Annotated in this window: 18 protein-coding genes and 1 pseudogene; 8 read left to right on the top strand and 11 right to left on the bottom strand. The window is 47.0% G+C overall.

Annotated features, from left to right (window positions below):
• Positions 1–234: 234 nt before the first annotated feature.
• Positions 235–3,657, bottom strand: a complete 3,423-nt coding sequence (locus ABVM99_RS00570) for a DUF4765 family protein (protein ID WP_052938179.1) — start codon at positions 3,655–3,657, stop codon at positions 235–237.
• A gap of 429 nt (positions 3,658–4,086) precedes the next feature.
• Here ABVM99_RS00570 and ABVM99_RS00565 point away from each other — a divergent pair.
• Positions 4,087–4,239, top strand: a pseudogene (locus tag ABVM99_RS00565) (tyrosine-type recombinase/integrase); the annotation flags it as partial.
• 94 nt (positions 4,240–4,333) lie between these two features.
• On the top strand, positions 4,334–5,269 hold the full coding sequence (gene ttcA / locus ABVM99_RS00560) for a tRNA 2-thiocytidine(32) synthetase TtcA (protein WP_001156208.1): 936 nt from the start codon (positions 4,334–4,336) through the stop codon (positions 5,267–5,269).
• A 43-nt stretch (positions 5,270–5,312) separates the two neighbouring features.
• On the opposite strand, the gene dbpA is transcribed toward ttcA, so the two are convergent.
• The 4 genes from dbpA to smrA form a co-directional block, all read right to left on the bottom strand.
• Positions 5,313–6,686, bottom strand: coding sequence for an ATP-dependent RNA helicase DbpA (dbpA, locus tag ABVM99_RS00555; protein WP_000123681.1), 1,374 nt, complete (start codon positions 6,684–6,686; stop codon positions 5,313–5,315).
• 486 nt (positions 6,687–7,172) lie between these two features.
• Positions 7,173–8,156 (bottom strand): zinc transporter ZntB, encoded by a 984-nt coding sequence (gene zntB / locus ABVM99_RS00550; RefSeq protein WP_000387370.1) that lies wholly within the window; start codon positions 8,154–8,156, stop codon positions 7,173–7,175.
• A 145-nt stretch (positions 8,157–8,301) separates the two neighbouring features.
• Positions 8,302–9,456, bottom strand: a complete 1,155-nt coding sequence (locus tag ABVM99_RS00545; protein WP_052938178.1) for a methyl-accepting chemotaxis protein — start codon at positions 9,454–9,456, stop codon at positions 8,302–8,304.
• A 410-nt stretch (positions 9,457–9,866) separates the two neighbouring features.
• The gene (gene smrA, locus ABVM99_RS00540; RefSeq protein ID WP_001046799.1) at positions 9,867–10,430 is read right to left on the bottom strand and encodes a DNA endonuclease SmrA; all 564 of its coding nucleotides are present in this window, start codon (positions 10,428–10,430) and stop codon (positions 9,867–9,869) included.
• Between the two features lie 257 nt (positions 10,431–10,687).
• Here smrA and ogt point away from each other — a divergent pair, with 257 nt between their 5' ends.
• From ogt to uspE, 3 genes are all read left to right on the top strand, one after another.
• Positions 10,688–11,203: a methylated-DNA--[protein]-cysteine S-methyltransferase gene (gene ogt, locus ABVM99_RS00535; protein WP_000945036.1), complete on the top strand. Its 516-nt coding sequence runs from the start codon at positions 10,688–10,690 to the stop codon at positions 11,201–11,203.
• 195 nt (positions 11,204–11,398) lie between these two features.
• Positions 11,399–12,151, top strand: a complete 753-nt coding sequence (gene fnr, locus ABVM99_RS00530; RefSeq protein WP_000611914.1) for a fumarate/nitrate reduction transcriptional regulator Fnr — start codon at positions 11,399–11,401, stop codon at positions 12,149–12,151.
• 150 nt (positions 12,152–12,301) lie between these two features.
• Positions 12,302–13,249, top strand: coding sequence for a universal stress protein UspE (gene uspE / locus ABVM99_RS00525; RefSeq protein ID WP_001262138.1), 948 nt, complete (start codon positions 12,302–12,304; stop codon positions 13,247–13,249).
• A gap of 54 nt (positions 13,250–13,303) precedes the next feature.
• On the opposite strand, the gene ABVM99_RS00520 is transcribed toward uspE, so the two are convergent.
• A complete protein-coding gene (locus tag ABVM99_RS00520) occupies positions 13,304–13,558 on the bottom strand; it encodes a DUF2534 family protein (RefSeq protein ID WP_000605645.1) in 255 nt (84 codons plus the stop codon).
• A gap of 238 nt (positions 13,559–13,796) precedes the next feature.
• Here ABVM99_RS00520 and ABVM99_RS00515 point away from each other — a divergent pair, with 238 nt between their 5' ends.
• On the top strand, positions 13,797–14,828 hold the full coding sequence (locus ABVM99_RS00515) for a mechanosensitive ion channel family protein (RefSeq protein WP_000493671.1): 1,032 nt from the start codon (positions 13,797–13,799) through the stop codon (positions 14,826–14,828).
• Positions 14,829–14,909: 81 nt separating this feature from the next.
• Here ABVM99_RS00515 and ABVM99_RS00510 read toward each other — a convergent pair whose 3' ends face one another.
• The gene (locus ABVM99_RS00510) at positions 14,910–15,512 is read right to left on the bottom strand and encodes a helix-turn-helix domain-containing protein (protein WP_000163366.1); all 603 of its coding nucleotides are present in this window, start codon (positions 15,510–15,512) and stop codon (positions 14,910–14,912) included.
• A gap of 43 nt (positions 15,513–15,555) precedes the next feature.
• Between ABVM99_RS00510 and ABVM99_RS00505 the strand changes: the two genes are divergently transcribed.
• Positions 15,556–16,242 (top strand): B3/4 domain-containing protein, encoded by a 687-nt coding sequence (locus tag ABVM99_RS00505; protein ID WP_000097263.1) that lies wholly within the window; start codon positions 15,556–15,558, stop codon positions 16,240–16,242.
• Between the two features lie 27 nt (positions 16,243–16,269).
• Positions 16,270–16,608 (top strand): antibiotic biosynthesis monooxygenase, encoded by a 339-nt coding sequence (locus tag ABVM99_RS00500; protein ID WP_000051816.1) that lies wholly within the window; start codon positions 16,270–16,272, stop codon positions 16,606–16,608.
• Between the two features lie 106 nt (positions 16,609–16,714).
• Here the strand turns inward: ABVM99_RS00500 and ABVM99_RS00495 are convergent, their stop codons facing one another.
• The 4 genes from ABVM99_RS00495 to zirU all read right to left on the bottom strand — a co-directional run bounded on the left by ABVM99_RS00495 (position 16,715) and on the right by zirU (position 21,124).
• A complete protein-coding gene (locus ABVM99_RS00495) occupies positions 16,715–17,272 on the bottom strand; it encodes a redoxin family protein (RefSeq protein ID WP_023194877.1) in 558 nt (185 codons plus the stop codon).
• A gap of 98 nt (positions 17,273–17,370) precedes the next feature.
• Entirely contained in the window at positions 17,371–18,201 is an 831-nt protein-coding gene (gene zirS / locus ABVM99_RS00490; protein WP_072101832.1) for a two-partner-like secretion system exoprotein ZirS, read from the bottom strand.
• Positions 18,202–18,221: 20 nt separating this feature from the next.
• Positions 18,222–20,204, bottom strand: a complete 1,983-nt coding sequence (gene zirT, locus ABVM99_RS00485; protein WP_023194879.1) for a two-partner secretion translocator ZirT — start codon at positions 20,202–20,204, stop codon at positions 18,222–18,224.
• Positions 20,205–20,278: 74 nt separating this feature from the next.
• Entirely contained in the window at positions 20,279–21,124 is an 846-nt protein-coding gene (zirU, locus tag ABVM99_RS00480; RefSeq protein WP_023182211.1) for a two-partner-like secretion system exoprotein ZirU, read from the bottom strand.
• Positions 21,125–21,298 lie beyond the last annotated feature (174 nt).

Here is a 21,298-nt window from a genome sequence, read left to right as displayed (position 1 = left end):
CTTAATTAATACGGATGACAGAATAAAGACGCTTTTGACCCGTTGCGTATCTCGCCATAACATACTTCAGGTTGCATGTGCTGCGGCTGCGTTCCCTTACCCCAGTCACTTACTTGAGTAAGCTCCTGGGGATCCGCTCGCTTGCCGCCTTCCTGCAAGTCGAATTATTTAAAGTATAAAAGCAATCTTTCATACACAAGAGATAAAAACAATAAACTTGTTCAGGATTTATGATTACTTAGAAGCGTTTGCCTGCCCCGTATTTTCTGCTTTACCATATGTCCTGTCAATTATACCAACAGGGTCCACTGGTGTGTTTTTTGGCATAACCCAGCCGCTTTCGCTGACACTACCTCGTGTAAGATATCTGACTTTTACCTTAACGATAATAAGAAAATGCTCCCTGCTGAACCTGTCTGCAACACTAAGTTCCGTGGTATATTCAGGTACGATTCTTCCACTTCTAACCTGCTCTTTGGCTATTTCAGCAGAGACAGGCAATACCTCTACATCGCCCCCCTCAATACCGCCTGCTGTTTTAAAACTAACAATATTTTCAGCCTGCGGACCTATTGTACCTCGGCATAATACAACTTCGGTCTCCCCTGCTGCTACATCCCCACTCCGGTATTTCTTATAAATACTTTGTACATTTTCTTCTGATGTAGGGTATAAATCTTCTGACAGGGAGGCCAGTATATCTTCCAGTAAGGGGGAATCATCCGTTATATCCAGCAGTTCTTCATCATAACCCGCGTCTCCTTCTCTTAACTCTGAATAAGGCTTATCAATATGGCGAATAAGCCCCCCACCTTTCAGCCCTGACGCTTGATAAAATCTTCCATCAGAAGATCGGTAAAATGTCATGGCTGAATTTTTTCCGCTATCCGAATAGGTTGCCTGATACGTTTCTGAACCGGGTTCTTTAGTTAAAACGAGCTCTCTGTCGCCATATTTTATCGTATTAGGCGCTTCCGATGACAGCGGTGGATATGAGGCTTGCTTTCTGTAAAAGCCTTCTCCTGACGGTTTGTAATAACCATACGTTTGTTTATCAAAACCGGTAGCGCGATAGAGCCCATCGTTTCCCGCTGGACCTAACTCAAGAACTTTCTGATTACTTTTTTGATAAATAAAATCTGTATTTTCTATTGACTCTATAGTTTTATAATTACTCCCCTTTTGAATCGGCGCTCGTACTACACCTCTTTGTATTTTATTTTCAACAAATCGGAGGCCCGTATACTTTGCATTTGCCGCTCTTTCTGTGAACTTCGCTCCGGCAACAGGAACAGCCTCCATACCGATACGTATAATATCCTGTACGTAACCGCACACATCCGCAGAGTTTTCCACAACAGCCCGGTTAAGAATACTGCTGGTACCAGCCAGAGCGTTAAAACCAGGGACAAGACCCATTACAATATTCCAGACCGTTCCTAAGAGGTGAAGTCCTGCCCTTGCAGCCGGACTTAATGAGGAGGTTGTGCGATGATGTATAGTATCATCAAGATCAAAGCTCAGCTCAATTAATCCTCCCAACCCCTCCTGAATAATCTTATTAAATGCATAAACGAATTCTTGCCCGCCATTCATGGAGGAAAGCTTCTCCTTGAACGATTCGAGAGCCTGAGCCTGTCTCTCATGTTGTTCTTCTAATGTCAGCCAACTGCTTTGCGCAATATCACTGATCTCGTGAATAAGCCCAACAACGACCTCTTGCACCATTTTGTTGATATCCATTAGTCCTAAGATATCACACTCCTGCATATGTTCCTTCATATGAGTCTCTGCTCGATAATATTTCTCCGCCCAGTCTAGCTGTTTATTGATCGCAGCTTTCATTAACAATATTAAAGGATCGTTACTTTTGGGAAGTGTTGATTTAACACCTTTGGTAAATTTATTATTAACCACAATTTTTCTTGCTATTGTGTCTATTTTTTCATCATTAATTGGCCCCGTTATATTTGCACACCAAAAAATAATATTACGCATAATAATAAAATTATTTTTTATGCCTTCAGGGCTAAGCAATACTCTATCACCACCATTGCTGGATAAATGGTGTATCACTAATTGAATCAGCTTAAAAAGATGATTCATCCTTTTTTTATTAAAAGCGCTCTTTCCTCTTTCTTGTCTATTGAAAGATACTATTTCTAATGCTGTAATAATAGCATCCTTACCATAGAAAACGTCAAAGCTTGAACCAGAAATAGCAGGAAACTTTTCATACAGGACTTTCGCATAGTGGCTTTCCCTTGTCCATAAAGGCCTGTCTATCATGAGTGGTTCAGGCTCAGTACTGAAATGCATAGGATGAACCAGCATATCACGCGCCATTAGCTCATATATTTTATATTGATGTTGAATATTTTCTCTTACAAAAGATAGAACAGAAATGAAACTTCCCTCACCGAGAACAATGAGACGATCACTTAAATGAACTAAAAGACCTTTGAACATATATTCAGCGGCAATAGCTCTTCCATCATGCGTCCACTGCCCAGTTTGAGAAAACGCAAGTAATTCATGATAGCCTCTTTTATAACTATTTGCCTCTTGTTCTTTTACCAGTAGTTTGAGTATTGAGATAAGGCGTCCTCCCGCCATAGATGTAAAGTGTTCAAATAGGCCATCTAACACCTTACCTGCCAGGTTAGGCTCCGTAGTTGGGGCAGGATGATCCTCCGGGAGAGCCCTTTCATATCTCTGTAATTCTTTAACGGGTAAAAAATTATTCTCACCTTCTGAATTACCATTTTTTATCCTATAATCACCAGATGTTACTGCTAATCTTGATGATAATAACAAACCAGTTACTGCAATGTTTTTAATACTCCTGTCCATTTTATGAATGGTTACTGGCTGAAGATGATTGCTGCTATGGGAAGATAAGAAAATTTGCCTTTGAATTTCCTTTCCCTCAGATATAATTTGCTCAGTACTTTTAGGTGGAACAGTTACGCTATCTACATTAAATAGCGCATGTTCACCACTCATCGTTACCTGAGAAAAACACGACGATGTATGTGCAATTGCAGCAGGATCAATCTCTTTATAAATAACATTGGCGTAAACGTTTGTAACTTCACCGTTTGCATTTAAATGATCGTGCAAAATATGTTTTAGAAATAGATCTAACAACAATTTTTCTGATGTGATTCCATTCACACAGTTGTGAAAGTCAGGGGGAATTGGATAGCCGTTCTTATCAAATGGAAGCGATAAATATCCTCGCCCCCCATCAATATTTTCGTAACTGTAATTTAGAGATATCTTTACCTCGCATTTATTGGTATCTATATCGTCATTGATACTGCGCTCTACTTTATAATTAACCAGCCTACGGAAGGTTGCGCTATTTGAATAATAAAAATCCAATGTTGACTTAATATCTTCATATATAATTTCATGTGTTGGCTCAAAGAAGAAGTCGTAAATATTTAATCTGTTCTTTTCTTCATCTTTGGCAATCTCATCCAGCTTAATATATTCTTCTGGTAAATTAGACACTTGCTCATGAAAGATATCGTCCTGATAAAGTCCATCCAACATTGAAAGGTACGGTATGGTATCCCAACTTCTGATAGCTTGTATCTGTACCGTCTGCTGTGATTCTCTGGTTGATATATCACTTACTGTTATACGCATTACGTTCTCCAGCCAGAATTATGGTATGCTTCATAAGGTGTAGATATCAGGTAGCAATTCTCATCGCAAATAATTTGTCTGAACTGTACATATGATACAGGCTATTTTTAATTCAATACGACCACCAGAATAAACAAGAAAATTTTAAATAGTATACGGTAAAATGTTCTTACCCAACGATAATTAAACACTCTGCACTATCTTATTAGATAATAAAATACTGATACGTTATTTTATATCACCAATAAAAGAGCAAAAAGGGTGTGCCGAATATCATTTTACACCAGTCCCGGTTCACTCCACGAAACCACTTGAAACGTACCATCATCAGGACGCAGCAGCGCCTGAATTTCAGTTGAGCCCGTCACTTCTTAACGGACCTGGCTGCATGATGTATACAGTTGACAATATCCGAAGGTACTATCTCTATTAAAACGTGCTGGCATTCGTCGCCGTAATCCGTACCATACGCGACATACTTTTGCCTGCTGGCTGTTGACGGCAGGAGCGAACCCGGCATTTATCGCCAGCCAAATGGGGCATGAAACTGCGCAGATGGTGTATGAAATTTACGGTATGTAGATTGATGACATGAACGACGAACAAGTAGCGATGTTGAATGCGCGGTTATCGTAGTTGCAAAGTTCGCCCCATTTAGTACCAGAGAACTGAAATAATGCAAGAAATTCAAAAGAATACAAAAAAAGAGCAATACAACCTCAACAAGTTGCAAAAGCGCCTGCGCCGTAACGTTGGCGAAGCGATTGCCGATTTTAATATGATTGAAGAAGGCGATCGCATTATGGTTTGCCTTTCTGGCGGCAAAGATAGCTATACGATGCTGGAAATTTTACGTAATTTGCAGCAAAGCGCCCCGATCAATTTTTCACTGGTCGCCGTCAACCTCGATCAAAAGCAGCCAGGTTTCCCGGAACATATCCTGCCAGCCTACCTTGAGCAGCTGGGCGTAGAATATAAAATCGTCGAAGAAAACACCTACGGCATTGTGAAGGAGAAGATTCCGGAAGGAAAAACCACCTGCTCGCTGTGCTCGCGTTTGCGTCGGGGTATCCTGTATCGTACGGCGACTGAACTGGGCGCGACTAAAATCGCCCTGGGCCACCATCGCGACGATATTCTGCAAACCCTGTTTCTGAATATGTTCTATGGCGGAAAAATGAAAGGGATGCCGCCGAAGCTGATGAGCGATGACGGCAAACATATCGTGATCCGTCCGCTGGCTTACTGCCGCGAGAAAGATATTATCCGTTTTGCTGAGGCCAAAGCCTTCCCTATCATTCCTTGTAATCTGTGCGGTTCGCAACCCAACCTGCAACGCCAGGTGATTGCCGACATGCTACGCGACTGGGATAAGCGCTATCCTGGACGGATCGAGACGATGTTTAGCGCCATGCAGAATGTCGTGCCGTCTCACCTTTGTGACACTAACCTGTTCGATTTCAAAGGGATCACTCACGGTTCCGAGGTCGTCGACGGCGGCGATTTAGCGTTCGATCGTGAAGAGATTCCCTTGCAGCCCGCTGGCTGGCAGCCGGAAGAAGATGACACCGCCTTAGAGGCGTTGCGGCTTGATGTTATCGAAGTGAAATAATCTGCAGGCGTCTCAGCACTCCGCTGAGACGCCATACTATCGATCATTTTAATAGTCGTACCCGGCATGACTTGCCTTTGATCTTCCCGTTTTGCAACTGCTTCCAGGCTTTTTGCGCTACTGCTTGACGTACGGCGACGTAAACGTGCATGGGATGCACGTTAATTTTGCCGATATCCGTCCCGTCTAATCCAATATCGCCGGTCAGCGCGCCCAAAATATCTCCCGGACGCATTTTCGCTTTTTTGCCGCCGTCAATGCATAGGGTAGCCATCTCTGCGGCCAGAGGGAGTAACGACTGCCGGGCGGGCGCATTCAGCCAGTTCAGCTTGAGTTGCAGCATTTCTGAAAGAATATTCGCCCGCTGCGCCTCTTCCGGCGCGCAGAAACTGATCGCCAGGCCGCTGCTTCCCGCGCGCGCCGTACGGCCAATACGATGGACATGCACCTCCGGGTCCCAGGCCAGTTCATAGTTAACCACCAGTTCGAGCGATTTAATGTCTAACCCTCGCGCGGCAACGTCGGTGGCAACCAGAATGCGCGCGCTGCCATTTGCAAAACGCACCAACGTCTGGTCGCGGTCGCGTTGTTCCAGATCGCCGTGGAGCGCCAACGCGCTTTGTCCTACCGCATTAAGCGCATCACAAACGGCCTGACAATCTTTTTTGGTATTGCAAAACACCACGCAGGACGCTGGCTGATGCTGGCTAAGCAACGTTTGTAGCAGCGAAATTTTTTCATGCGCAGACGTTTCGAAGAACTGTTGTTCGATAGCCGGTAGCGCATCTACCGTATCGATTTCAATACGTATTGGCTGCTGCTGTACACGACCGCTAATCGCCGCAATGGCGTCAGGCCAGGTTGCTGAAAACAATAACGTCTGGCGCGTCGCAGGCGCAAAGCGGATCACCTCATCAATGGCGTCACTGAATCCCATGTCCAGCATTCGGTCTGCTTCATCCATTACCAGAATGTGCAGCGCATCCAGCGATACGGTTTCTTTTTGTAAATGATCCAGCAGGCGCCCCGGCGTCGCGACAATGATATGCGGAGCGTGCTGAAGCGAGTCGCGCTGTGCGCCAAAGGGTTGCCCGCCACACAAGGTCAGAATTTTGGTATTTGGCAGAAAACGGGCCAGGCGACGTAACTCTCCGGCAACCTGATCCGCCAGCTCCCGCGTCGGACAAAGCACTAACGCCTGTGTCTGGAACAAAGTGACGTCAATTCGATGCAAGAGCCCAAGACCAAACGCCGCCGTTTTGCCGCTACCGGTCCTGGCCTGCACACGCACATCATTTCCCGCCAGAATGACGGGTAATGCTGCGGCCTGAACAGGTGTCATCTCAAGATAGCCCAGCTCAGTAAGGTTATTGAGCTGGGCGGCGGGCAAAACATTCAGGGTTGAAAAAGCGGTCACAATTTACTCTCGCGGTAACGACTCATAGTCAGCAGGCGCGTATCCTCGCAGATCCGGGCGTTTGATGCGACATTTTAATCGGTTCTTCGTCCGGCGGCGGGTCGGGCATCGGCTGAGGACGGGGAAGCGGCTCAGGAATGGGAACAGGGTCAGTGGGAATCGGGTCCGACAAGGACGAGTGTAGATATAATAAGGTCAAAAGACAGCTCATATTACCCTCCAGAATGTCATTCAGACTCTTAAAGGGTAGACGCAGATAGTCTACAGGCAAAAAAAAGCCGACTAATCTAAGTCGGCGTCGTACGAATCAATTGTGCTATGCAGTAATTCAAAAAAGGAAGTAAGACAATATGGAGCGCAACGCCCATCGCTTGACGTTGCATTCACCTGCGAGAGAGATATTGCCCCGAATAGGTAGATGGTTTATTGACTTCGCTCAAATTTCTCGGCGTTTTTTCACCCGAAATGGTCTGAAAAGCGCTTTTGTTACAACCATTTACTGCGATGCAACCATAAAGTAACACCACCGATCAGGACAACTAACAGAATACAAAACAGAGAAAAGCCGAACCGCCATCCGCCGCCGGGAATACCGCCCAGGTTAACGCCAAATAACCCTGTTAAAAAAGTGCTGGGCAGAAAAACCATCGCCATAAGCGACATGGTATAAGTTCTGCGCGCCAGAGACTCCTGCATCACCTGGGCAATTTCATCCGCCATGATGCCAGTACGCGCGATACAAGCGTCAATCTCATCCAACCCCCTTCCCAGCCTGTCGGCGATATCCTGCATTCTGCGCCGGTGATCGTCGCTCATCCACGGCAACCGTTCGCTCGCAAGCCGGGCATAGACGTCGCGCTGCGGCGCCATATAGCGACGCATAACAATTAGCTGTTTACGTAGCAATGCGAGGAAACCGCGCGGTGGGATTTGCTGGTCGAGAAGATTATCTTCCAGATCGATAATTTTATCGTGTAGCTCTTCAATAAATTCACTGGCGTGATCGGTTAACGCATCGCACACATCCACTAACCAGCCGCCGCAATCTACGGGCCCGGTGCCCTCCTGCAAATCACTGACCACATCGTCCAGCGCCAGAACCTTTCGCTGACGGGTAGACACAATGAATCGCTCGTCCATATATAAACGCATTGCCACTAATTGATCCGGGCGTTCGTCAGTACTGCCATTAATACAGCGCAGCGTAATGAGCGTCCCTTCCCCCAAACGACTTACGCGCGGGCGCGAGCTTTCACCAGCCAGCGCATCACGCACGTTATTGGGGAGTAAAGGCGTTGAAGCTAACCAGCGGGCGCTGTCCGGGTGGGTATAATTAAGATGTAGCCAACAGGGATGCTGACTATCGATCACATCATTATCTTCGAGCGGTTTTACTCCACCACGACCATCCAGTAGCCATGCGAAAACGGCATCCGGCACGTTCACATCCGATCCCTTAATGGCTTCCACAGCGCCTCCTCGTTACAACTCTTATGCCGTTAGTCTAGCTTTCGGGAAAGGTTAAGCAATCTCTCATTTTCTCATTGCGCAAAAAGAATGACGGGAACGTGCGAAAAAAGCGCTTTAGCAACAGGCGCTTACCAAACATGTATTATCAGGCCTGGCCGCGCCTGGTGATGGTCGAAAGAGGTGATACATGAGAGCGCGACAGAGCATGTTCACTGTAACCCGGCAGGCTTAAACGAAATTTGTCGGTTTTAGTCTGTAACTCGATCACCTGCGCCTTTAAAACATCCGAAGAAGCAGATAACGCTTCAACCATTAAAACATTGCTATGGGTTGCGCTTTCCAGATCGCTCAACGCCAGGGTTATCTGGTTAATGCCTTTTTCCTGCTCCCGCGTGGTGGTGGAAATTTCACTCATCAGCACGTTTAATTGCCCGGAGCCGCCAACAATCTCCTGCATATTTTTTTCAGCCTCCTGCACTATGGCGGCCCCCTGCCGCACATTGTCATGCGTAACGTCGATCAGCGCCTTGATATTTTTTGCCGCCTCAGCGCTACGATGCGCCAGATTACGCACTTCCCCGGCCACCACGGAGAAACCTTTTCCATGATCGCCCGCCCGCGCAGCCTCTACCGCCGCGTTAAGCGCCAGAATATTAGTCTGGAATGCGATACCGTCAATCAATGAAATAATCTCCGTCATCTGCGAGGCACAGTCGGTAATAGAACGCATATTTTCTGTAACCCGCACCATTAATTCACCGCCTTTACGGGCGCATTGGGTTGCACAATCCGCCTGTATGCTCGCCATTCGGGTATTATCCGCATTGTTTTTGGTACTCGCCGCCATTTCATCCATACTGGCGGCAGTTTGAATTAACGAGGCCGACTGCTGTTCCGTCTTTACGGATAGCGACATACTGCGCGCCGCCAGTTGTTCGGAAAGGGTCATTGCCGTTTGCGAAGAGGATCTGATTTCACGTACCAGCGCGGAAATATTCTCCGACAGGCTATTAATCCCGGGGATGAGTCGTCCGGCGCAATTATTGCCAAATTCGGAGATATGAATAGACAAATTTCCTGCTGCGACCTCTTCAATACTTTTCTTCACCGTATTAATCGGCACAACCAGATAGCAGGTCATATACCACCAAAGCAGTAATGCCGAGATCAGATAAATGATATTACACGTAATTAAAATAGGGAAATCGTGCAGAAAAGCTATTTGTAAAGTATCCACTAAAAGAAACGTACATACCATGAATAGAATAATGCATGTCCTGACGCTGATATTTCTCAACATTTTTGACGGCCTACAACCAGGATAGGAGACAGGTTTTATTTTTATAGCATTTCAGATATCTATTACCATTCGTTTCTTTGACATTCTCCATATTCAATACCAGACCATCGCCATTTCCCTTAGTGCAACAGATAAAATCACCTATATTCGCTATGCCAGGATATTCATCCATCCATATTGACAAGTGATGTACTTATCACCATTTTCTGCTTAATAGTTAAGTCGAAAGCCAGTATATTTTAATAGACGCTTAAATAAGCGAATGACTGTTTCTCCGTGTTATTACTGTGGACAGCGTTATCGCCCGTTCTCTTGCAGAATCCTGAGCGTTTGGATAAGGCGTTATATCAGGCATAAAATCGGGTTCGCGCGAGCTTGCGCTGGCGGTCCTGTCCGCCAGCGGTAACGATTTACCGACTACGCTTCGCATGGCGCTCCCAGTTATCCTGTTTAGCCTGCACCGTTTTACGTAACGCGACATAACATGCCCCGCCGCCGCCATGGTGCGGCAGCGCCGAACAATAAGCCTGTACATCCTCAAACTCTGTCAACCAACGGGCCACATAGCTTCGGACGATATTGGCATGCGACTTCGCCTCTCGCCCTTTACCATGAATGATCAGGACATTACGCAACCCCTCTTTCTGCGCCTCCAGGATAAAACGAAACAGCATTTTTCGGCACGTTTCGACCGGCTGGCGTAACAAATTGAGGCTGGCCTGCTGAGGGTATTTCCCACTGCGTAACTTGTCGATGACACCCTGCTGCAATCCTTCCCGACGAAATTCCAGCGGTTCATTCAGCGGCAGAATATCCAGAAAGCCCGTCGTCAGGAAATTATCAAGCTGAAGCGTGTCGATACGCTGGGGCGTTTTAAGATTACGCGTTGGCTGCCAGTGTACATCAGTATGGCGTTTCAGCGGCTGGACATCCTCCATGGCGTCAAGAAACAGCGCTTTATCGTCAAGGTTCATGGTTCATCCTCCAGCGTTTTTGCGACTGCCGTTATCATAACCGTGCCCTGTTATACCGACAACGGTTTACAGTTATTTCCAATAACAGCGACAATGTCAGGCAATTAACCGCCTCGCCCGGCTCTCTTTTTCTCCACCAACGATATTACTGGCGCTAAATGTGTTATCCCTGACTATCTTTTAAGGAGTATGGTTGCGGGTATTCCTGGCATGATATCTTGTCTCTTACGTTAGATTAAGACGATGTGAGAGAACGGATGCTGAGATTACTTGAAGAGAAGATAGCCACGCCATTAGGTCCGTTATGGGTGGTTTGCGATGAGCAGTTTCGACTGCGGGCCATTGAGTGGGAACAGTACCGCGATCGTATGGAGCAACTGCTAAATATCCACTACCGTCACGAAGGCTATGAACGCGTTTCCGCGACTAACCCCGGTGGACTCAGCGATAAGCTTGCAGATTATTTTGCAGGCAATCTCGCCGTAATTGATACCCTGGAAACCGCCACGGGGGGCACACCTTTTCAACGGGAAGTATGGCAGGCGTTGCGCGCTATCCCCTGCGGGCAGGTGATGCACTATGGTCAGCTGGCGGCGCAACTGGGACGACCGGGCGCCGCACGCGCAGTCGGTGCTGCGAATGGCGCGAACCCCATCAGTATTGTTGTTCCCTGCCATCGCGTCATTGGGCGTAACGGCACTCTGACCGGATACGCAGGCGGCGTGCAGCGAAAAGAGTGGCTATTACGCCATGAAGGCTATCTTTTATTATGAAAATACAGGCAAAAAGTGCCTTATCGGTCACACTTTTATGTAAAGCAACAACAAATAAATTACGTGTTTTCAAATAGATAAAAGTATTCATCAAACTTATACTTGAATTATTCCTTCTCCGGGATAGCTCAGACTTACGCGCTCACCAAAAAGATGTTAAAATTGACAAATATCAATTACGGCTTGAGCAGACCTATGATCCCGGAAAAGCGAATTATACGGCGCATTCAGTCTGGCGGTTGTGCTATCCATTGCCAGGATTGCAGTATCAGCCAGCTTTGCATCCCGTTCACACTTAACGAGCATGAGCTTGATCAGCTTGATAATATCATCGAGCGCAAAAAGCCCATTCAGAAAGGGCAAACTCTGTTTAAAGCAGGTGATGAATTGAAATCGCTCTATGCTATCCGCTCCGGAACGATTAAGAGCTACACCATTACCGAGCAAGGCGATGAGCAGATTACTGGATTCCATTTAGCAGGCGACCTGGTGGGTTTTGACGCCATTGGCAGCGGTCATCATCCGAGCTTTGCACAGGCGCTGGAAACCTCAATGGTATGTGAAATACCCTTTGAGACACTGGATGACCTGTCCGGCAAAATGCCTAACCTGCGTCAGCAAATGATGCGTCTGATGAGCGGTGAAATTAAAGGCGATCAGGATATGATCCTGTTATTGTCGAAGAAAAACGCCGAAGAACGTCTGGCTGCGTTTATTTACAACCTGTCCCGCCGCTTTGCGCAGCGTGGTTTTTCACCGCGTGAATTCCGCCTGACGATGACCCGTGGCGATATCGGCAACTATCTGGGCTTAACGGTCGAAACCATTAGCCGTCTGCTGGGGCGTTTCCAGAAAAGCGGTATGCTGGCGGTGAAAGGTAAGTATATTACTATTGAAAACAGCGATGCGCTGGCGGCCCTCGCCGGTCATACCCGCAACGTCGCTTAAACGTCAGCTAAACCATTGATGTTATCTTCTGCCATATCGTTAAATTTTTCTCATTTATTGATCTGGCAGAAGCGCTTCCTCTGTTTCATTCACCATATTTGAGTTACTCTTTAGTTACAAACTGCGATGACAGTTGTAAGGAGACCCTGTATGGCTATGTATCAAAATATGCTGGTGGTCATCGATCCCAATCAGGACGACCAACCCGCATTACGGCGAGCAGTTTATTTGCATCAACGGATTGGCGGCAAAATTAAAGCTTTCCTGCCTATTTACGATTTCTCGTATGAGATGACCACCCTGCTTTCTCCTGACGAACGCACCGCAATGCGTCAGGGCGTAATAAGTCAACGCACAGCCTGGATACGTGAGCAGGCGAAATATTATCTTGAAGCCGGTGTCCCCATTGAAATTAAAGTGGTCTGGCACAATCGTCCCTTTGAGGCCATCATCCAGGAGGTTATCGCCGGCAGTCACGATCTGGTGTTGAAAATGGCGCATCAGCACGATCGACTGGAAGCGGTCATTTTTACCCCTACCGACTGGCATTTGCTGCGTAAATGCCCAAGCCCCGTGTGGATGGTCAAAGATCAGCCGTGGCCAGAAGGCGGCAAAGCCCTGGTTGCCGTGAACCTCGCAAGCGAAGAGCCCTATCACAATGCTCTCAACGAAAAGCTGGTAAAAGAGACCTTACAATTGGCGGAGCAGGTTAATCATACCGAAGTGCACCTGGTCGGCGCCTACCCCGTTACGCCAATCAATATCGCCATTGAGCTGCCGGAATTTGATCCCAGCGTGTATAACGACGCCATCAGAGGCCAGCATTTACTGGCGATGAAAGCGCTGCGCCAGAAATTCAGCATTGATGAAAAAGTTACGCATGTAGAAAAAGGCTTGCCGGAAGAAGTTATCCCGGATCTTGCCGAACATCTCCAGGCGGGGATCGTTGTGCTTGGCACCGTTGGACGTACCGGACTTTCAGCCGCGTTTCTGGGGAACACGGCCGAACAGGTCATTGACCATCTGCGCTGCGACCTGTTAGTCATCAAGCCTGATGAATATCAAACACCGGTTGAACTGGACGACGAGGACGATTAATCCCTCTTCCGTCCTGCCGGATGGCGCTGCCATCCGGCCAATACCTCATTCCTGTTACTCATCTCCGCCGAGGAAATAGATCCCCAAAGGAATCGCCAGCAGAATAGTGAACACCAGACTGTAAACGAAAATCATTGCCGACTGAATGGCATACATAGAGCTTGTCCACTCGGACAGTGGAATATGATACTGCTCAATCACACCGCCGATAGTCGCGCGCGTTACCACCGATGCCGCAACGATAAACACTGCCAGCAGGCATAACAGAAATTTTTTCCCCTTCGCCGATTTCAGCTTCATCATGATCATAGTATTGTCCTTTACAGATGACTTTGTTACCTGATAGCAACAATACCATGACAATCACGCGATGTCTGCCCTATAAAACGTGACATTGTATTTACATAAAAAGTAAACCGCTGAGATTAAAGCTGATAGCACTATTTCTTCTTTTTACTTATCGATGATCTACGCGTTTATCCTGGGTAAAATACCTGTTAATCAGGTCATTCTGAGCTGTTATCGTAGGAAGGAGCGGAAAACAATAATGTTCACTGAATTTTTTCTCAAAAACGCATTTAATCTGGCGATACTTTTCAGTTGCGGTATGGCGTTGCTGGTCGTGAGATTTTGGCTCAGCCGTAACGTACAGTGGAAGAAAGGATTCACGTTCCATGCGGCACAGTTTTTTATTTATGCAATTATTATTGGGACCATCGGGAGCATCCTGAATAATGCTATTGAAGATTATAATTTGCGTTTTATCTCTTCCGGGGTCATTGATTTTATCTGCACCTCGCTCATTGCGCTTATTCTGACGATAAAACTTTTCCTGATTATTAACCAATTTGAAAAAGCACAGGTCAATAAAGGTAGAGATGTCACCAGTACCCGTATTCTGGCACGGGTCATAAAAATAACCATTATTGTCGCGATTGTCTTACTGTATGGAGAACATTTTGGCATGAGTCTGTCCGGTCTGCTGACCTTTGGCGGTATCGGCGGTATCGCTGTTGGTATGGCGGGCAAAGATGTCCTGAGCAATTTTTTCTCCGGTATTATGCTCTATTTCGATCGCCCCTTCAGTATCGGAGACTGGATTCGTTCTCCTGACAGAAATATCGAAGGTACGGTCGCCGAAATCGGCTGGCGAATTACGCGAATTAACACATTCGACCACCGCCCGTTGTACGTGCCTAATTCCGTCTTTTCATCCATTAGCGTTGAGAATCCGGGACGGATGACCAACCGTCGAATAAAAACGGTTATTGGGTTACGTTACGAAGATGCCGACAAAATTGGCCTCATTGTTGACGCTATCAGAAACATGCTGCAGGCGCACAGCGATATCGATCAGAAACAGACGCTGTTGGTCTATTTTAATGAATTCGCCGACTCTTCGCTGAATATTATGGTGTATTGCTTTACCAAAACAACAGTATGGCAGGAATGGCTTGCCGTACAGCAGGATGTTTACCTGAAAATTATTGCGATTGTCCAGGAAAACGGCGCTGACTTCGCCTTCCCAAGCCAGACGCTCTATATCGATGACCCGGAGGCCGCGCCTGCGACAAAATAAAAGATAGCCGGTGCCCGATAAGTGTTATCGGGCACCGAGGCTTCCCTGTCCGGATGGCGGGTTGTTAGCGCCTTACGGTGATCAACGGCTCTTTTCATTCACCGTCATGGTAAATTCAAGCACCTCATTAGTGTCGTTAACGTAGGCATGAGGCATGTCGGTTCTGGCTACAGCGGAGCAGCCCTCCCGAATAATAAAGCGTCTACCGTCGACTGTTAATGTCAGTGTTCCCTGATTAACAAACAGTAATTCACAGGTGTCTGCCGGATGCCCTGCCGATTCAAACTGTTCACCAGGATGCATTATCCATTGCCAGAGTTCCAGCATATCCGGCCCGCTGGTTCCCGCCATCAGTTTTGCGCTGCCGCCTTTCTCGCCGCGCCACAACACCGGAATAGCATCCCGGTCGATAAGATGGACCATCGGCTCGCTGGCGACGTTGACAAAATCCGCCACGGACACTCCCATTGCCGCCGCGATCTTACATAACAGCGCAATGCTTGGATTGGCTTTACAGCCTTCAATTTCCACCAGCATTCCTTTACTGACGCCGGAACGCCGCGCAAGCTCATCCAGCGACATCTTTTTTTGGCTACGAAATTGTTTGATACGTTGGGAAACAGCTTCATTTATCGTGCTGACGTCGGCGCCCGCCGTGGTCGATAAGTTGACTTTTTTGGTCATTGGTCGATATCATAGAAGAAAATAGTCATTACAGGATTATGCGATGTCTTCTATGTTACCGTCAATCAGCCCGGAACTGGCCCGTATCGCTCCCGGCTTTCGTGCATTAAGTATTAATGTTATTGCCGCTCCGGTTCGCGATGCGCAGGTCGGAGAAATCGCGCTAAAAGAGGCCTGTCAGGCCGTAATTAACGGCCAACCGGCGTGGGCACAGGCGCATATAGACGCCTGGAATGCGGTGTTTAAAGCATTCGGCGCAAAACCAAAGCGCACCCCCTGCTCGGCTGAAGCGCTACGAAAACGCGTGTTGAAGGATGGAACAATGGCGGCGCTGGACCCGGTCGTTGATCTTTATAACGCGGTGAGCCTGCGCTATGCCGTACCGGTAGGCGGCGAAAATAGCGCGGCTTATTGTGGATCGCCGCGGCTGGTTTTCGCAGACGGTAGTGAAACATTTGATACCCTGAAAGAAGGACAACCCGTCACCGAGTCACCAGAACCGGGCGAAGTTATCTGGCGAGATGACAGAGGCGTCACCTGTCGGCGCTGGAACTGGCGTCAGGGAGTACGTACCCGACTAAGCGCTTCAGATAAAGCGATGTGGTTTATCCTTGAAAGCTTGCCGGAAATGCCGGTTGATGAATTGTACGCGGCAGGAAACATGCTGACTGACGGCCTTGAAAAAATGATGCCAGGTTTACGTTTTGAATCCACGTTGATGGGTGTTTGATTGATATTGCGTAACAGGAGAAATACCATGTCGCTGTTTCTGACAAGTTTTATTTTCGAAAAAAAAGAGTACGACGAAGAATTTTATCAACTGGATGGCTGGATTGAGCGCTATACACAGACTATTGATGGCTATATTGGGATGGAAAGCTATACCGATGCCGCCAGCGGAAGAATGGTTAATAATTATTACTGGCAGACCCGCGAATCAATGGAGCTATTGATAAATAATTTACAGCACCAGCAGGCCAAATCACAAAGTCATAAGTGGCTTTCCGGTTACCAGACGATTATTGCAGAAATTCAGGGGTGCCATAACGTTAACCTGCCCCATCCGCTGGCATCATTTTCAGTTCCTTATGCGTGATGCAATAGTATATGTGTTAAATGTGGGGGCACTACAGGAGGATGCCTGCGCCCCTGCATTGCCGGTTATTCGGTTCTCTGTGCAGGGACGGTGCTGATATAAGTGATTAGTAAACAGGAAGATGAGTGATATCTCGTGGTACACTAACACGCGTAACCACATTGTTTTCATCGCACTCTATCAACGCTCTGGCAAAAATACTGAGCTCATTAATTTTCAGCCCGGAATTATCCAAAAACTGGCGGCAAGCGTAGTCAGAAACAAAGGTTATGCCGGGATGAATATCATGTTCCCGAATAAAACGGGCCTGAGCAAATGGCGTATCCATACTCAGCACATATACCGCCCGGTTTGAGTGGCTACCCGCTGATTTAAGGCGGTCACTACAGTCTTTTACCTGCCATTCACAAACCGGCGTATCCAGTGACGGGACGACAATAATCCGCTTTTTTATCCCCGGGATACAGTAACCCGGTAATAAATTATGGCTCACCAGCCCCTTTGTGCAGGGTAATGGTTCCCCTTCAGCCAGTATACCAGGTTTGAGGGTCAGCTGCGTTTTGCCAAAGGTGACAGCGTGTTCCTGACCCAATGAGATATAATCCTGTGTTGTCGTTGGTGTCATAAAAACTTCTCCTTTTAACGTTTGTATTATTTTAGCCATAATAATTATTTAGCAATCCGCTAAAAAACCAGGTGAACATCCATAATAAGATGATGGTGATAAAAAGAATTATATTAGTCATAATAATTAATATAGTTTTATAGTCTTCCTCTGATGGAAATTTCTTTCGTGAAACTCATTGCATATTTAAAAGATATGTCAATACGTTCATTACTATACCCACGATAGGTTATAACTTGTGTATATTTACCTGGAACATTTTCTTTCTTAAGAGGGCCATAATCCCATAAGCCTTTTAAATTTTCACGCGCTACAGTCTTATTAATGTGAACTTCATTTACAGGATTCCCGTCGATATCCTTAACAATAGTTGTGATGGTGGCACTTTCACCCGGCGATAATACAGACTTATCTATACTCATAACTGTTAAATCTGGGCTTGGCGTATTAGATATAGTTTCTGTTTCAATATACTGGAACTCAGATACCGATGGCACAGGTGTGTACCCTGACGCTGAGGCCATATCCGTTTCATTATAAATTTCTAGTTTAATCTTTGAACCCCGATGTTCCTTTTGGATATTAAATTTATGCTCACATGGCTTTTCACGTTTAAGTATATGCTGAGAGTTATCTTTATTGATCTGATAATACGTACATACTGTAGTAAAAGTTTCCGCAGACTGATAGTTATTATCCGGATCTCTGATGCCTACATTTCTGGCATTCCTCGCAATAGTCATTCCCGGAAAAGGTGTATACTTTTCAATAGAAAAGCCAAGTCCATTAAACTGCAATTCGTAGGTATCACGAGGTGTTCCAGGCCTGTGCCCAACGCTCGGCGCCGTAGGAGGAGAAAACATCCCGACGGTTGTCGCGGACGTTGTCGACGAATCCGCCAAGACGCTTATCGGCGCAGCCGCCAGAAGCAGGCTATAGATAATAAGATTATGTTTCGACATACGCACTGTTGATCCTTTTTAAAACATTAATTCGCATCAGATGCTGCGGTAGAACTCTTGGCATTTTCTTTATCAGAAATAATTCTGACGCGGATATATTTATTCTGTAGCGATTCCCCGTTAAGGCTATAAGGGATAAGCCAGGTGGCCTTTGTCGCACCCGGTACGGATTGCCAGGATTTCATTTCATCCGAGATTTCCCACTGATAATTAAACGCATCAGTACAGTCCGTGTTATTTACACAAAGCGTTCTGGCTCGCATTTCTGTTCCGACGACTGGCGCAGTAACGCTTCCGTTGGCTTCTTCAGTACCCGGCGTAAAAAGCACCTCCACAGAAGTGACCTTCTGCGCAATACTGTCTGACTGCGCTTGTAGTAGTACGGTACCCTTCACCGGATGTTTATCGTCTGGTCCGCTTGCTTCAATATGTAATTTGAGCGAGCGGGCATCATCGCCGATATGGGTCACCAGAACCCGTTCAACCCAATGGCCGTCACGCTCTGTACCACCGAGCGCTTTAAATGCCAGACCCGGCATATCTGATTGATACTTAATATGACGTGGTTTGAGCGATGCCCACTCCTCTTCAGAACGCTCGCGCACGTAGTGCCACTCAATAACCTTCCCCTCTTCTCCGGCAGGAAGCGGCGTACTGATAACAAAGTTGCCGTCCTCAACCTGAACATCGTCATTGATAACATTTATCCAGGAACGGAAACTGGTCTCATCCTGTGTCACCCTTACCGGGATACGCTCGGAGGTCACGCGAGTACCCCGGCTGTCAGTCACCGTTAAATAAAGGCTATACTCCTGACCGTCGGTCGCCGTCAGCGGAAGTTGAGGAAGGATAAGGCCGCTGCCCAAACTCCCCTGAAGCTGAAGTCCGGCGAGAAGCTCCGCATCACCCGACCACTCAACTTTCTCAATCGGGTAACGGCTATCTACCGTCGCCATTAATGTCACCAGCGTCCCGGACAGGCCTGACACCGGCATTGCCGTAATGCGGATTTTACTGGCCTGCTCCCGATACGCCATGACGATATCGTAATTACGATCGACAAAGGCACGTCGATTAGTCGTATTCGACGGCGCCCCAACGTTGCGGTAATCAAGCTGTTCATGTAACGGCGTACCGAAGGAATAGTTGACTCTCAGACCGCCCTCCGCCTGCGATCCGCCATTACCGGCGTCCCGATATCCTGCTCTGACCTCAAGTAAGGGGACAGGATTCCAGACCAGAGCCGCACCTGCGGCGCGGGGATTCCGGCTTAATGTACCGTTACCCAATAGATCAACTTTATCCCCGTAATACTGTTCATATGTCAGCTCGCCACTGAACCAGGGAAAATCGGGGAGCGTGCCTTTTGTTCGCAGATCAAAGCCATATGCCGGACGCTCATCATGTAATTCATGAACTGCTGACGTTTTCCAGCCGGTGAGAGGGAAATAATAGTTGCCGGAAAAGGCCAGACTGTCTTTATAGACTTCCCCGCCAATGCCGCCACGTAAGTGGGAATAACGGATGTCGGCATCCAGAAACGTATTGACGCCGAACAGCCATCCATTGACCTCCTGGCGGTAACCCATACCAACGTTAACATAGGTGCGGCCATCGAAACTGCTGCTGTCGTGGTCGCGAAAGCCAAGCTGGCCAAAGAGTAAAGACGATGTTGTTTCCTGGACGGGAATAAACATATCGAACTCTGATGAGCGATATTTCGCGCCATCTTCAAGATTGACGCCACCACGGAAAATAATCTCCGGAAAAGCGCTCTTCATCCCCTCGTTCACCAGATGATTAGCGGCTTGCCCTGGTAATGCCTTTATTTTTCCTTTGGCATAATCCTCCAGCGTCCCCTCCTGCAGATGCGGAGAAATAGACGATGCCGTCCCTGCAATCCATGACTGAATTTCATTATCGCTATCAGCGATGACCGGCAGTGGAATCTGACTGGTAACAATGGCCCAGGTTATATATTTAGTAATGGGTTTTTTAGAAAAAACCACTTTATTGTCTCCTGCTATATCCCCCTGCCTGGCAGAGGGAGTATTTAAATAAGATGTTTATTTAGCGATAACCATCAGCGACGGATAGCGCGTTTATTCTCCGGCGTGGCTTTCGTCGTTTTAGGCGTAACGTGGACACGGAACAGTTTATTCTGCTCAGTTCCCTTAATAATATATTTATGCTTTTCAGCGTTGGTATTATTCAGATCGGTGAACTTATCTGGTGTCCCGGCATCCGCCATCTGCCAGGTAAAGTTATAATTACTGACCTCACACTCAGCCGCCGCTGTGGCGGCACATTCCAGTACCGCTTCAAGGGTGCCGCCTACCACTGGAGTGTTGGCGTCATTGGTACCGTTGAGTTTATCAGTCGGTTTACCACTTTCATTCACCACATTGATAGTGACAGAACGTAGCTTATTAGAAATTGTACCGTCTGCGGCGGAGTCGCCGCTCACCCCAGAAGATGCAGCAGTTAATAAGACAGTGGCAGGCAAGAATGCACTATCCGGCGTCCCCGTTGCCGTCTTAATTCGGTAAACGATTTTAATTTTTTTACCGCCTGCATCAGCAGGAATGGTAAAAGCCGTCCCAGTTGCCGCCGGGATTCCAGAAGGATCGGCGGCCTCATTATCCACCAGATACCATTTAATATCGTCGGCATTATTCATTTTATCCAGCGATAAGAGATCCCCATCCTCATCCTCAATAAAAACATCCGCTATCTGGAGGGTTGAACCGGTCGTCAGTTCCCCAGACACTTCTATCTTTTTTGCATTAGTAGTTGCCACAGGACGGTGACCAACAGAAGCAGGCGTAGCAGAAGAAGCCATATCATTGGCTCTGATATTCGCCACCGCCTCTACTGAGACCACGGATGCACAAATCGCTAACGCTAATAAAGATCTTTTGAAGTACAAAACAATTCCCTTTTATTCATTAGAAATAATTACGAGATTTATAATCTCACGGGCTAAAAATTCAGGGTTATTCAATCATTTTAACCGCCTGTGAAATTATGCCCTTCGCCATGCTAATTACTTAGCTTTACTGGCAAAAGCCGATCTCCAAGTGTAAAGTTTATTCAGAAACGT

The sequence above is a fragment of the Salmonella sp. SJTUF15591 genome (assembly GCF_043356435.1).
Classification (GTDB): domain Bacteria; phylum Pseudomonadota; class Gammaproteobacteria; order Enterobacterales; family Enterobacteriaceae; genus Salmonella; species Salmonella enterica.
The sequence above is the reverse complement of the archived record's forward strand: the minus strand, read 5'-3'. Positions and strand labels throughout refer to the sequence as shown.